This window comes from Bradyrhizobium guangzhouense, from assembly GCF_004114955.1.
Lineage (GTDB): Bacteria > Pseudomonadota > Alphaproteobacteria > Rhizobiales > Xanthobacteraceae > Bradyrhizobium > Bradyrhizobium guangzhouense.
This window is the reverse complement of the sequence record NZ_CP030053.1, coordinates 2,026,819-2,039,077: the sequence shown is the minus strand read 5'-3', so window position 1 is coordinate 2,039,077 and position 12,259 is coordinate 2,026,819. Positions and strand designations below refer to the sequence as shown.

At 65.4% G+C, this 12,259-nt stretch carries 13 protein-coding genes; 4 read left to right on the top strand and 9 right to left on the bottom strand.

Annotated features, from left to right (window positions below; all coding sequences use genetic code 11):
- The first annotated feature begins 38 nt into the window (after window positions 1-38).
- The gene (locus XH91_RS09815) at window positions 39-218 is read left to right on the top strand and encodes a hypothetical protein (protein WP_128950411.1); all 180 of its coding nucleotides are present in this window, start codon (window positions 39-41) and stop codon (window positions 216-218) included.
- Between the two features lie 7 nt (window positions 219-225).
- Here the strand turns inward: XH91_RS09815 and XH91_RS09810 are convergent, their stop codons facing one another.
- A complete protein-coding gene (locus XH91_RS09810) occupies window positions 226-1,695 on the bottom strand; it encodes a carboxylesterase/lipase family protein (RefSeq protein ID WP_128950410.1) in 1,470 nt (489 codons plus the stop codon).
- Between the two features lie 82 nt (window positions 1,696-1,777).
- Window positions 1,778-1,987, bottom strand: a complete 210-nt coding sequence (locus XH91_RS09805; RefSeq protein WP_128950409.1) for a hypothetical protein — start codon at window positions 1,985-1,987, stop codon at window positions 1,778-1,780.
- Window positions 1,988-2,216: 229 nt separating this feature from the next.
- On the opposite strand from XH91_RS09805, the gene XH91_RS09800 reads away from it, so the two are divergent.
- From XH91_RS09800 to XH91_RS09790, 3 genes are all read left to right on the top strand, one after another.
- Entirely contained in the window at window positions 2,217-4,907 is a 2,691-nt protein-coding gene (locus XH91_RS09800; RefSeq protein WP_128950408.1) for a flavin-containing monooxygenase, read from the top strand.
- 130 nt (window positions 4,908-5,037) lie between these two features.
- Window positions 5,038-5,313, top strand: coding sequence for a hypothetical protein (locus XH91_RS09795; protein WP_128950407.1), 276 nt, complete (start codon window positions 5,038-5,040; stop codon window positions 5,311-5,313).
- A 152-nt stretch (window positions 5,314-5,465) separates the two neighbouring features.
- Window positions 5,466-5,771, top strand: coding sequence for a hypothetical protein (locus XH91_RS09790; protein ID WP_128950406.1), 306 nt, complete (start codon window positions 5,466-5,468; stop codon window positions 5,769-5,771).
- A 77-nt stretch (window positions 5,772-5,848) separates the two neighbouring features.
- Here XH91_RS09790 and XH91_RS38765 read toward each other — a convergent pair whose 3' ends face one another.
- The 7 genes from XH91_RS38765 to XH91_RS09770 all read right to left on the bottom strand — a co-directional run bounded on the left by XH91_RS38765 (window position 5,849) and on the right by XH91_RS09770 (window position 12,157).
- Complete coding sequence (locus tag XH91_RS38765) at window positions 5,849-6,025, bottom strand: hypothetical protein (RefSeq protein WP_164933930.1); 177 nt, start codon at window positions 6,023-6,025, stop codon at window positions 5,849-5,851.
- Between the two features lie 25 nt (window positions 6,026-6,050).
- A complete protein-coding gene (locus XH91_RS38760) occupies window positions 6,051-6,203 on the bottom strand; it encodes a hypothetical protein (protein ID WP_164933937.1) in 153 nt (50 codons plus the stop codon).
- Between the two features lie 83 nt (window positions 6,204-6,286).
- Window positions 6,287-6,808, bottom strand: a complete 522-nt coding sequence (locus XH91_RS09785) for a septal ring lytic transglycosylase RlpA family protein (protein ID WP_128950405.1) — start codon at window positions 6,806-6,808, stop codon at window positions 6,287-6,289.
- 153 nt (window positions 6,809-6,961) lie between these two features.
- Complete coding sequence (locus tag XH91_RS38755) at window positions 6,962-7,129, bottom strand: hypothetical protein (RefSeq protein ID WP_164933936.1); 168 nt, start codon at window positions 7,127-7,129, stop codon at window positions 6,962-6,964.
- A gap of 169 nt (window positions 7,130-7,298) precedes the next feature.
- Window positions 7,299-9,800: a M56 family metallopeptidase gene (locus XH91_RS09780; RefSeq protein ID WP_128950404.1), complete on the bottom strand. Its 2,502-nt coding sequence runs from the start codon at window positions 9,798-9,800 to the stop codon at window positions 7,299-7,301.
- Entirely contained in the window at window positions 9,781-10,188 is a 408-nt protein-coding gene (locus XH91_RS09775; protein ID WP_128950403.1) for a BlaI/MecI/CopY family transcriptional regulator, read from the bottom strand. The genes XH91_RS09780 and XH91_RS09775 overlap by 20 nt, the downstream gene beginning before the upstream one ends.
- Before the next feature lie 373 nt (window positions 10,189-10,561).
- Complete coding sequence (locus XH91_RS09770) at window positions 10,562-12,157, bottom strand: NAD-dependent malic enzyme (protein ID WP_245477347.1); 1,596 nt, start codon at window positions 12,155-12,157, stop codon at window positions 10,562-10,564.
- Between the last annotated feature and the right edge of the window lie 102 nt (window positions 12,158-12,259).

Here is a 12,259-nt window from a genome sequence, read left to right as displayed (position 1 = left end):
GCCGAAGCAATCGGCCAGAAGACATGCGGGACGTTAAGATGAAGAAGTTTGCGCTGGGGGACGTCGTCAACAGTGACAAGGGCCGCCGCGGCGTCGTTCGCGCCGCCTACCGGTCCAAGGAAGGCCAGCAGTTCTATGCCGTCGAGAAAGACGGCACGATGGACTATCTCGAGGAAGATCGCCTGACGCCGGCGCCGCGCGTCGAGCTCGCGGCCTAACCCCAATTCACTTCCCGCTCTCGCGCGCTAGCCGATCCAGACGCTCCGACAAGGGGTCGTCGCCGCTCGCGGTATGATCGTTCGCGATCAGCAATAGATGGTCGCGGTCCGCGGCCGCATCCCAATGCGGCAGCTCGGCTCCGTTGGGATCGCCGCTCTTCGCAAAATTGATCCAGTAGGACCGCATCCGGTTTGCGACCTCGCGATCCCGTCGCGAGAAAATGCCCGCGCCCGGCACGCCCTCGGCGCCGAAGACGAACTGCAATTCGCGCCCGTGGCCCTCGTCGGGATTGCTGCGCCGGGCTTCCGGCACGTAGGTGAAGCGATAGCGGAAGGTGGGCGCGCCGGTTGCGGCATGAAGCCGGGCGAGCATTCGCACCGGCTCGGAGAAGACCTTGTCAGTGTAGAAGCCGGCGGCAACATCGGAGGGCGTCTTGGCGTCAGGATAGAGCCTGCGCAACTCATCAGGGCTTTCGGTGGAGGACGACAGCGCCTGCTTGACTTCCAGCTCGCTGTCGAAGCGCCTCTCGTCATCATTCGAGCCGATGATGAGGGGAATGCGGCTCTCGTGTCCCGATGCAAATCCCGCGGCGATGTCTTCGGTCACCAGGCTTCCGTCCATCGCCGGCGAAAAGCCGCGCGGCGATTTGTCCAGCAGTCTTCCCTCGGCGGCAAGCAACCGCGCCGGTTCGACCGCGCGCAAATCGGTCGCCTGTCCGAGCGCGGCGACGAATTGCAACCCCGCAGTCTCGGCCTCCTGCGGCGAGGCCGGGCGCATGCGGCCGGGCACCGATTGCAGGATCGCCTTCTGGAAGAGATCGCGTGATTGGGAGCACAGCATCAGCAGCGCGATCGAGGTCGCGCCGGCGCCGTTGCCGAACAGCGTGACGTTGTTCGCATCGCCGCCGAAGGCCGCGATGTTGTCGTGCACCCAACGCAACGCCGTGATCTGGTCCATCAGGCCGAAATTGCCTGAACCGTCCTCGGACAATGCGGGATGCATGAGCCAGCCGAACGCGCCGAGCCGATAATTCACGGTGACGACGATGAGGCCGGCCTGCGCGAACCTCGAACCGTCGAACAGCGGATCATTGGCGGTACCGCTGACAAAACCGCCGCCATGGATGAACACCATCACCGGCAGCGGCCCGTCGACGCCGAAAGGCCGAAACACGTTCAGCGTCAGGCAATCCTCGCGCGCGGCCGGCAGCGAGGGCTGCAGACAGGGCGCGCCATAGTCGTACGCCGTGCTCATCTCGGAGCTCTCGGGCAGCTCCTGAGGCGGACGCCAACGCAGGCTGCCGACCGGCGGCGCGGCATAGGCCAGCCCCTTGAAGGAGGCGACCTCGCCTTCGACCGCACCGAGCATCTGGCCTTCGCGCGTCAGCGCAAAAGGATACTGGCCGACCGCCTGGGCGTCGGCGTTACAGGCGCAGAGCAATTCAAGGGCTGCAATGAGCGCAAGCAGGAACCGCATCTTCAGGGGATCTCGATGCGCAAAAATGTTCCCGGACAGGTTACGTCCGCAACGCGCGAACAGGCAAGCGCCGAGGTGTCTACTAACCGCCCTTGGCGATGATCTCCGCCAGCGCGCGACGCGCGATGATGCCGAGCTCGCCGAGCGTGGAGTGGCCGGATTGCGCCGCCTCGATCAGTCGCTCGGCGATGAAGCGGCGACTGTCGTGATCGCCGCCATGCGGCAATTGCCGGCACGTCTCCTCCAGGACGACGTCCATGTTGGCCTTGGTTCGCTCACTCAGCTCTGTCATGACGCCCTGGGCACGCGTGGCTAGTAGCCGCAAGCATATACAGGCGGATCGTCCATGATTAGCCCGGGCAATCACGGCCATTGTGCATCGCGATGCGTGCGTTGAGGCAACGTTCGCGCTGTCACGATAATGCCGCAAACGGACTACCGAAGATTGCACTTGTTCTGATGACAAGCCGAGCCTGCGGGACTAGCCTGCCGGCAAAACAAAAGACACGGGAGGAATAGCCATGCCGGAAGCAATGGTCGCCGCACGTGAGTCCCAAGCGGCAAGCGGAACCGTCCAAAACGTCGATGTTGCCGTCGTCGGCGCTGGATTTGCCGGCCTCTATCTCCTCCATCGCCTACGCAAGGCCGGCCTCTCGGCCGTCGGTTTGGAAGAAGCCGGCGATGTCGGTGGCACCTGGTACTGGAACCGTTATCCCGGCGCCCGCTGCGATATCCAGACGATCGACTACAGCTACACCTTCGATCCCGAACTCGACAAGGCGTGGACCTGGTCGGAGAAATACGCGACCCAGCCCGAGATCCTGCGCTATCTCGGCTTCGTCGCCGATCGCTACGATCTCAGGCGCGACATCCGCTTCAAGACCAAGGTCACCGAAGCCAGATGGGACGAGAACGCCGAGCGCTGGCAACTCACCACGGACAACGGCGCGGCCGTCTCCTGCCGCTTCTACATCATGGCGACAGGCTGCCTCTCCGCACCAAAACCGCCGGAGATCGACGGCGTCAAGGATTTCAAGGGCGAGATCTATTTCACCGGACGCTGGCCGCATGAGGGCGTCAATCTCGCGGGTAAGCGCGTCGCCGTGATCGGCACGGGTTCGTCCGGCATTCAATCGATCCCCCTGATCGCCGAACAGGCCGCTCATTTGACCGTGTTCCAGCGCACGCCGAATTTCGCGCTGCCCGCCCATAACGGCCCCTCGCCGGCCGATCGCAGGGATCTGTTCCAGAGCGATCGCGCGGCCTATCGCGAGCAGGCGCGCCAGTCGATGGCCGGCGTGCCCTATCCGCAGGAGACCGCCGTGAGCTGGCAGCTCAGCGACGCCGAGCGTCGCGAGCGGTTCGAGCGCGCCTGGGCCGCCGGCGACCTCGTCCACATCCTGACGCAGCTCTGGGCCGACCAGGCCGTCGATGTCGACGGCAACAGAATCGTCCAGGACCTGATCCGCGAAAAGATCCGCGCCGCGGTCAGGGATCCCGAGACGGCCGCGGCGCTGATGCCGGACGATCATCCGTTCGGTGCCAAACGCCCCTGCCTCGAAACCAACTATTACGAGACCTACAACCGGCCGAACGTCACGCTGGTCAATCTGCGCCAGGAGCCGATCAAGGCGATCACCGCAGGCGGCATCACGACGGCCAAGCGCAATGTCGATGTCGACGTCATCGTGTTCGCCACCGGCTTCGACGCCATGACCGGCGCGATCCGCGCCGTGCATCCGATCACCGGGCGGGGCGGCAAGTCGCTGACCGATGTCTGGGCGCAGGGGCCGCAGAGCTATCTCGGTCTCACAGTCGAAGGCTTCCCGAACTTCTTCATGATCACCGGACCCGGCAGCCCGTCCGTGCTGTCGAACATGGCGGTGTCGATCGAGCAGCATGTCGACTGGGTCGTCGACCGGCTCAAAGCGCTGCGCGAGGCCGGCTTCACCACGATCGAGCCGACCGGGACGGCGCAGGCCGGCTGGAACAGGCACATGGCCGACTGCTCGATGCTGACGCTGCACCGGCTCGCCAACACCTGGTACACGGGCGCCAACGTGCCCGGCAAGGTGCAGGGCCTGATGCCCTATACCGGCGGCGTCGGTCCCTATCGCAGCATCTGCGACGAGGTCACCAGCCGCGGCATGCTCGGCTTCAGGCTCGCCGGCCCCGACGTCGCTGCGCAATGCAACGACGGCGAGGTGGTGCGGCTGCAGCCGGACGTGCGGCTGGTGCTGAACCTGCTGGCCTCGCTGAACCTGCCGCCGATCGAGTCGATGGGAGCCGCAGGCGCCCGCGCCTTCGTCAATGAGTTCAACAAGGGCCGCCCGGCGGGACGCCTGATCGGCGAGATCGTCGACGGCACGCTCCCCGGCGCCGACGGCCCGCTGCCGTATCGCGTCTACAAGCCGGCGACGCCTGGACCACATCGGGTCGTGGTCTATTTCCACGGCGGCGGCTGGGTACTCGGCGATGAGCAGTCGGACGAGCCGTTCTGCCGCGACATGGTGCGGCGGACCGGCATGATGTTCGTCAGCGTCGGCTATCGCCACGCGCCGGAGCATCGTTTCCCGGCGGCCATCGAGGACGGCTATGCGGCGACGCGCTGGACCTCGGAGCATCTGGCCGAGCTCGGCGGCATTCCGGGCCCGCTGCTGGTTGCCGGCTGGAGCGCCGGCGGCAACATCGCCGCCGTCACCTGCCAGCTCGCGCGCGACCGCGGCGGGCCTGAGATCGCGGGTCAGCTGCTGGTGTGCCCGGTGACGGACAGCAGCTTCGACCGGCCCTCCTACAACGACAACGCGGCCGGCTACTTCCTGACGCGCTCGCTGATGTACTGGTTCTGGGACCTCTACTGCTCACCTGATGATCGCACCGATCCGCGCGTCTCGCCGCTGCGCGGCAAGGTCGAAAAATTGCCGCCGGCCTTCGTGGTGACGGCCGAGTTCGATCCGCTCCGCGACGAGGGCATCGCCTATGCCGAGGCGATGGCCGCCGCCGGCGTCCCGGTCGAGCAGCTGAAGGCGCACGGCCATTTCCACTCTTCCTTTGTGATGGTGGACGTGGTGATCACAGGCGTCCAGGGCCGGGTGCAGATGGCGCAAGCCCTGCGGCGCTTTGCAGGGCTGCCGCCGGAGGTCAGAAGCGGCAGCGAGACCAGCCATGGCGAGGCGAGCCCAGGGCACAAGATCGCAGCCGCCGCGAGTTAGGCCGCGATCGGGCGGGAACCTTTTCCCGGCCGCCGCGTTGTCGGTGCGTGGCATTGAGATGCAGCGATGGGTAATGGGCCCTGGCACGCGAGGTAAGCGTGTCAGGGTTCTTTTTGCGTGAGGCGGGGCAATGGGGGACGCATCATCTTCGCACGCGAAGGTCGATTTCAGCGCGCTCGCCGTGCTGCAGAAATGGCCGTCGCTGGGAAATCAACGCCGGGTGGACCGTGAGCCCTACCAGGTGAGCGAGGGCACGCTCGATGCTTGCATCTCGGCTTTCATGGCAAAGCCAGCACCTACGAGGCATCTCTACGAAATCCGCACGGCGGCACAGCCGCCGCTGGTGACCGGTATTCTCTCCCCCGAGCACGTCATCGAGCTGTCGCGGTTGAGAGAATTTCTCTGAACTGGTGGCGAGCACCTGCACGCCGGCAACATCAGTCTTGTCCGCGTCGTGAGATCTCGGCAGGAACCTTCTTCCGGTTTTTCCCGTTAAGGGAGATCGGAAAGCCGGGAATCGAGAGCCGACAATCCAGAGCCAAGACGCGAGTCATCCAGATGATTGACGCTGGCCTACCATCTCCGGTCGTGCCCTATGGCGCCGACCAGACCCTGTTCGTGGTGATTGATCGCCTCGACGAGGCCACCGAAATCCGCGTCGAGCGAAGCGATCTCGATGCAGCGATCAACGAGCTCGTCGCCGGCTGCTTCAACGATCCGATCAAGGTGATCTCGTTCAACACGCTCGAGCACTGGATGAAGGACATCTCGACCGACGTTGCCGGCGAAATCCAGGCGCGCTGCGATATCGACGGCGTGACGCTTCCCGACTATCTCAGCGATTTCGTCGAGAGCCATAGCTGAGCGCAACGTCAGCGCGACAAGCTTGCAGGCAACAAAAAACGCCGCTTCCGCGGCGCTTTTCGCATCCCATCACGGTCTCAGTGATGCCAGAAGATCGCCAGCAGCAGGATGACCGGCAGCGGCACGCCAAGCAACCAGAGCAAAGCACCTCGTCCAAAGCCCATGACTTCCTCCTCCATGTTCATGACTGACATGACGCCGGAGAGAAGAAGAAGTTCCGCACTTTTCGGAGCGGACGAATGCGTCCAGAGCATGGATCGCGGCTGTTATCAGCGGGCGTCAGCCGCGGCGCCTGGCGGCGATGACCTCGATCTCGCGGCGGCGGTCGCCGGCGAAGGTCAGGAGCTTTTCGATCGTCGGCGTATCCGTGATCCGTTTGGCAAGTCGCTCGGCGCGCGCCGCCTGATCTTCGAGATACTGGATCGTGTTCAAGCCCCGTCTCCCCCTGCGCCCCGAATTGCCGGACGCCCATGGTGCGGGAGAGCCGCTAATACCAGGTTAAGCGCGAGGCCCCCCTATTGCACGACGTCGAGCCTGACATTGGCGAGCCCCTTGTCGACCATGCCGAGCGCCTCGGCCGCCGACGGCGAGATGTCGACGACGCGACCGCGCACGAACGGCCCGCGATCGTTGACACGGACGGTCACGAAGCGCCCGGAGGAGACATCGGTGACGCGCAGCTTGGTCCCGAACGGCAGCGTGGGATGGGCCGCAGTCAGCTCGTTCTTGTCGAACCTCTCGCCGCTCGCGGTCTCCGTGTCCGAGTAGAAGCTCGCCACGCCCTGCGAGGCCGACGACTTGGCGCTTGCCGTGTCGACGGACCGATGCGGCCTGTAGACCGGATGCGGATGCAGCGCCGCCACGCGGTGCGGCCGCTCGATCGCAACCTGCTTTGTGGTCGGAGCAAGGTCCGCCCTCTGCCGGCCAACCGGCGATTGCGCGCAGGCGGCGAGCGACGCGGCGCCCATGACGGCAAGCAGCAACCGGGACGCGGATGCCGGCGAAAGGGTCGTTTCGGCACGTGCAAAGCGAGACATGGATGCGCCCTCCGAACACGCCTGATTTTCGGTGGGCAATGAGGGCAGAACCTTGGCTGAACAAAAGCGGCCTTGCGGCCGCCATTGTTTCGCGCCGGCTGTGATGAATCGACCACAGTCACCTGTCCTGAATCGACACAAAATAGCGAGAAATCAGCTCGATACGACGCGCCAGACGATCGGGCGCGTCTCCGGCCCCGCCTCGCCGGTGTCGACGTCACCCCTGATGAGCCGCACCAGCTCGCGTCGATACAGCTGCCGCCAGCCGGTCTTCAGGCTGGCAAGAAAGTCGAGCTCCCGTTGCGTCAGCATGCACATCATGAACCCGATCCGCCTGCGGGCCGTCCCTGGGGCCCCAAGCCGACGGCCGCATCGACCATCGGCGGCAGACGACCAAAGCGTAATGTTACACAGCGTAACGTTTGCGGCCGATCGGCGCAAGGCGGCATCGGCGGCCTCCGCTCCCGATCACGACAACGCGAACGCGCGGCTAGAAATTCGGCCCGAGCGCGATCCTGGTGATCGTCCCGTTCCTGACGCCGATGCGCCATTCCGCCGAGCCGTTGGCGAACTGGGCGAGATAGATGTCGCTGTCGAGCGCGGTCACGCCGCGGAACGAGACGGCGCGCAGCGCACCGAGCCGCGCCAGGATCGCCTGGTCGAACGGAAGCTGCGCACGCGTGACGTTGGCAACCTCGGATGTCATATGATCGTAGTCGGGCTGCCCCTTGCCGATGCCCTCGAGATATTGCCGCAGCATCGCCTCGCCATCGGCGATCGGAACGGCCCGGCGCGCGACATGCCTGGCACCGATGTTCGCGGCCTCGACATTGTAGAAGCGCGTCCGCCGCCCCGGCATCAGGATCTCCATGCACTTGCCCGACTTGTCGGCAATGACCCATGGATCGTTGACGGTCGTCAGCGTCATCCAGGTCATATCAGGCCTGACGACGCCCTGCGCCTTGCGCGCGCCGTTCGCATCAAGCTTGAAGACCTGGATGTCGTCCTCGGTCTCGTTGTAAAGCATGATCCGGATCGGCGAGGTGCCGGCGCGGCCGCGCACGCTCGCCTCTTCCGAACAGGAGACGATGCCGCCGAGCTCGTCATTGCCGTCGGGCCGGAAGGTCACGTCGCCGGCCTTGCCGTCGGGCTCCAGCAGCAGGCGGAATTCCGCCGTGCCGTTCTCGAACTTGGCGCCATAGATGTCGTAGCCGCCGGGCCCGACGCCGCGGAAGAAGATCGACTCGACCGCGCCGAGCGCTGTGAAGGTCGCGCGCAACTCGTCGAGCCGATGGTGGATGTTGGCGGCGAGCGGCGCGCTCATCCGATCGTAGCTCGGCGTGCCGTGGCGCAGATCCTCGATCCCTTTCAGAATCATCTCCTTGCTGCCGGCAGCCGGGACCTGCTCCCTGAACCTGTCTGGCACTTCCGCGAGGCGCCGGGCGAAGTCGGCCTCGATCGCCTGGGCCTGCGCCGCATCGATCCTCGGCGCGAGGCGAGCGCCGGACGCGGCGCTCTGGACCAGCACCCGCGAGACGCTCGCCTGTTCGTCGCGCAGGAAGATCAGGAGATGATCGCCATGGACGGAGAAGGCGTCCCTGCCCTCGGCCAGCACCGGCGATCGGCCCTGCCCGGTCTGCTGCACCTGCAGACCATCGCCATCCCGCCTGATGGTGAGCACGCGGTTCGGCGCGATCCTGTACCAGCCGACATATTGATCAAGCGGCACCGCATCGGTCGCCGGCGCCGGCATCTCCGCGACGCGGATGGCGCGCACGTCGCGACCGTTCATGTGCAGCGTCAGCTCGGACGAGCGGCGCTCCATGTCGACTGGGAAGGTGATCTCGCCGAATGAGGCCGCGTAGGACGCGGTGCCGTCGCGCGCCGCGGTCAGGCGCAGCCTGCGCTGGCCGGTGAGCTGACCGTAGAGGTCGTCGCCCTCGCGGAAGATCGCGAACACCGAGGCTGGGCCCATGGCGTAGAAATTGACAAACGGGTGGTAGTGCTCGGCCGGCACCTGAGCGATGTCAGAACCTGATGGCACAGGATCCGGCGTGCGGTAGACGATCATGCCTGATGACACGATCACGACCGGCACGATCGCCGCCGCGATCCACAACCGCTTGCGCCAGCCGACCGCCACGGGCATGGCGGCGGCCGCGATGATGCGCTCGACGCGCGCACGCACGGTCGAGACCCGCGCCATCGCAAGCTCCATCGGCCGCGGTTTCACGGAGGCCGCGACATCGAGCAGGATTTCGGCATAAGACAGCCGGTCGTCGATCATCTCGATGGCGCGGGCGTCGCTGATGATCTCGGCAAGCTCGGCCAGACGCGCCAGCTGCCACCACGAGAACGGGCTGAACCAGAACACCACGCGGTTGAGCGAGGCGAGCAGCAACACATAGAAATCGCCATTGGCGACATGCGCCCCCTCATGCGCGAGCACCGCGAGGCGCTTCTTGGCGTCCCAGCCGAAAAACTGCGGCGGCACCAGAATGGTCGAGCCGAAAGTGACGGGACCGCCGACGTCGCGGCTGACGCGCACGTCCGCGCCGATCATGCCCCTCACCGGCTTGGCTGCGCGCACCAGACGCCAGGTCAGGCAAAGGCCGATGGCCAGCCGCATCAGCAACAGGCCGGCGACGCAGGCGTAAGCGGTGGTGACGACCGTCCAACAGTCAATCGAGAATCCGTGCTTCGCCGTCGGGGCGATCGCCGCATCCGGCGCGATCGGCAGGAACGGCCGGTCCAGCATCGCGAGATCGGCCGGCCAGGTTTCGTCGGACACCGGCACGGACAAAGGCAGCCGGTCGATTGTGAGCGTCGGCCAGTGCATCACGAAGGGCATCGCCAGCGATGCCAGCAGCACGACCATCCAGGCCGTCATGTGAAGGTGCGGATTGCGCACGCGAAAAAGATTGAGACCGATCCAGACGACGCCTCCCAGCGCAAAGGAGCGTAACGCCGCCTCAGCCAGAGCTGCGATCATTCTTTTTTACTCCCCTCGCCTTCTTCGCCTTGGCGACCTGGTCCGCCAGCGCGCGCAATTGCTGCTGGTCGAGCATCGCGTTGTCCACCATGCCGACGAGGACCTCCTCCATCGAGCCATTGCAGAACCAATCGACGATGCGCTGCACCGCCTTGGCCGCGACCCGGGCGCGCGCCTCGGTGGCTTGGTAGACGTAGGTGCGTCCGTCAACCGTGTGGCGAGCATAGCCTTTTTCTTCCAGGCGGCGCAGCACCGTTCGCACCGTCGATTCCTTCAGACGCCGCGACAGACGCTCGCGCACGATTTCGGCCGTGACCGGCCCATGGGCCCATACTATCTGCATGACCTCGTGCTCGAGATCGCCCAGGTCGGGCAAACGATCGTCCATGGCGGCTTACCTGTTGAGATTCTTGTAATGCTACGGAGCGTCGCACATCAGGCCGCGGCGGACAATTGCGATTCCGGCTGAGGCGGAATCGTTCGTAGGCCTGATGAGGTTGGGTCTCATTTGCCGTGCGCCCCCTCCCCCGCTTGCGGGGGGTTGGGGAGAGGGTTTCTCCGCAACGGGACGCTCCCCCGGAGGATAGAGCCCTCACCCGGCGCGCGGGACGATGCTTCGCATCGCCCGGGCGCCATAGTCGAAGCTTCGCTTCGACGTTCTTAAGAGACGGCCGCCAAAGGCGGCCTATGCTCGCCCGCAAGCAAGCCGGAGAGGTGACCGAGCCAGCCGCCAGATCGAGTCAATCAAAAGTCATCAGGCGTCAGTATTTCGGCTCGTACATCTGCGACTGGACCAGGGCCTTGACGTCGTTGGGCGCGGGTCCGTCGGCGAGCCCGCGCTGAAAGGCGACATCGGCCACGGCGGCCGCAATGCGGGCCGAGACTTCGCGGATGCGCGGCAGCGCCGGATACAGGCTGCCCTGATCGAGATCCTCCTTGCCGACACAATTGGCAAGCGTATGAGCGGCTGCCATGAACATCTCGTCGGTCACGAGCCGCGAGCGGCTGGCGATGACGCCGAGGCCGACGCCGGGGAAGATGTAGGAATTGTTGCCCTGGCGCGGCACGAAGGTGCGGCCGTTGAGCGTCACCGGGTCATAGGGACTGCCGCAGGCAAACAGCGCACGACCCTCGGTGTAGCGATAGGCATCCTCGGCCGAGCATTCAGCCTTCGAGGTCGGGTTGGACAGCGCGAACACGATCGGCTGCTCGTTGAGCTCGGCCATCGCCTTGAGCACCTCTGGGGTAAAGGCGCCGCCGACCGCGGCAACGCCGATGATCGCCGTGGGCCTCAGCGTCCTGATCGCGGTCAGGAAGTCGGCGATCGGCGCCTGATCGGTGTGGGCATAGCGGAGCTTGTGGCCGGAGAGGCCGTCGCGGCCGCTCACGACGAGGCCGCGGGAATCCACCAGCCAGTTGCGGCGGAGCGCCTCGGCTTCCGTTGCGCCCTCCGCCATCATGGCGGAGACGACGAGGTCGGCGATGCCGGTCGCCGCCTCGCCCGCGCCGAGGAACAGGATGCGCTGGTCTCTCAGCTTGCCACCATTCACCTTCAGCGCCGAGAACAGGCCGGCAAGCGCGACCGCCGCGGTGCCCTGGATGTCGTCGTTGAAGACGCAGGTCTCGTCCCGGTATTTGTGCAGCAGCTTGAACGCGGAATGGTTGGCGAAATCCTCGAACTGGATCAGCACGCCCGGGAAGGTCTTTCGCGCGGCGGTCATGAACTCGTCGACGAAGCTGTCATAGGCTTCGCCCGTGAGCCGCCGCTCGCGCAGACCGAGATAATAGGGATCGCTCAGCAGCTCCTCGTTGGAGGTGCCGACGTCGAGCACGATGGGCAGGCACAGCTCGGGATGCACGCCGGCGCAGGCCGAATAGAGCGACAGCTTGCCGACGGGAATCCCCATGCCGTTGGCACCGAGGTCGCCAAGTCCCAAAATGCGCTCGCCATCGGTGACGACGATCAACTTGGCCGGATACGGCCAGTTCTTCAGGATCTCGGCGATCTGGCCGCGATCGTGCGAGGAGATGAACATGCCGCGCGGGCGCTGGAAGATCAGGCCGTATTTCTGGCAGGCGAGCCCGACCGTCGGCGTGTAGATGATCGGCTGGATCTCGTCGATATTGTCGACGACGACGCGGAAGAACAGCGCCTCGTTGCGGTCATGCAGCGCATTCAGCGCGACATATTTTTCCAGGTCCGTCGGCAGCGAACGCAGATTGATCAGCACGCGCTCGACCTGCGCTTCGATCGTCAGCACGCAAGGCGGCAGCAGGCCGCGCAGGCCGCGCGCGGCGCGCTCGGCTTCCGTGAAGGCCGTGCCCTTGTTGAGCAGGGGGTCGCGCAGCAGCGTCATGCCTTGCGCGGAATCGGACGATGTCGAATGGGCGCTGACCCGAGCAGGTCTATTCACGAATTCCCCCAGGGAGTTTCTTATAAAAGGGGCGGCATTGTCGGC

Coding starts and splice junctions, on each gene's coding strand:
- XH91_RS09795 (WP_128950407.1), top strand. CDS start 5,038: ATGGGGGACGCATCATCTTCGCACGCGAAGGTCGATTTCAGCGCGCTC.
- XH91_RS09775 (WP_128950403.1), bottom strand. CDS start 10,188: ATGGACGATCGTTTGCCCGACCTGGGCGATCTCGAGCACGAGGTCATG.
- XH91_RS09805 (WP_128950409.1), bottom strand. CDS start 1,987: ATGACAGAGCTGAGTGAGCGAACCAAGGCCAACATGGACGTCGTCCTG.
- XH91_RS09810 (WP_128950410.1), bottom strand. CDS start 1,695: ATGCGGTTCCTGCTTGCGCTCATTGCAGCCCTTGAATTGCTCTGCGCC.
- XH91_RS09800 (WP_128950408.1), top strand. CDS start 2,217: ATGCCGGAAGCAATGGTCGCCGCACGTGAGTCCCAAGCGGCAAGCGGA.
- XH91_RS09780 (WP_128950404.1), bottom strand. CDS start 9,800: ATGATCGCAGCTCTGGCTGAGGCGGCGTTACGCTCCTTTGCGCTGGGA.
- XH91_RS38755 (WP_164933936.1), bottom strand. CDS start 7,129: ATGATGTGCATGCTGACGCAACGGGAGCTCGACTTTCTTGCCAGCCTG.
- XH91_RS09815 (WP_128950411.1), top strand. CDS start 39: ATGAAGAAGTTTGCGCTGGGGGACGTCGTCAACAGTGACAAGGGCCGC.
- XH91_RS38765 (WP_164933930.1), bottom strand. CDS start 6,025: ATGCTCTGGACGCATTCGTCCGCTCCGAAAAGTGCGGAACTTCTTCTT.
- XH91_RS09790 (WP_128950406.1), top strand. CDS start 5,466: ATGATTGACGCTGGCCTACCATCTCCGGTCGTGCCCTATGGCGCCGAC.
- XH91_RS09770 (WP_245477347.1), bottom strand. CDS start 12,157: ATGACGCTGCTGCGCGACCCCCTGCTCAACAAGGGCACGGCCTTCACG.
- XH91_RS09785 (WP_128950405.1), bottom strand. CDS start 6,808: ATGTCTCGCTTTGCACGTGCCGAAACGACCCTTTCGCCGGCATCCGCG.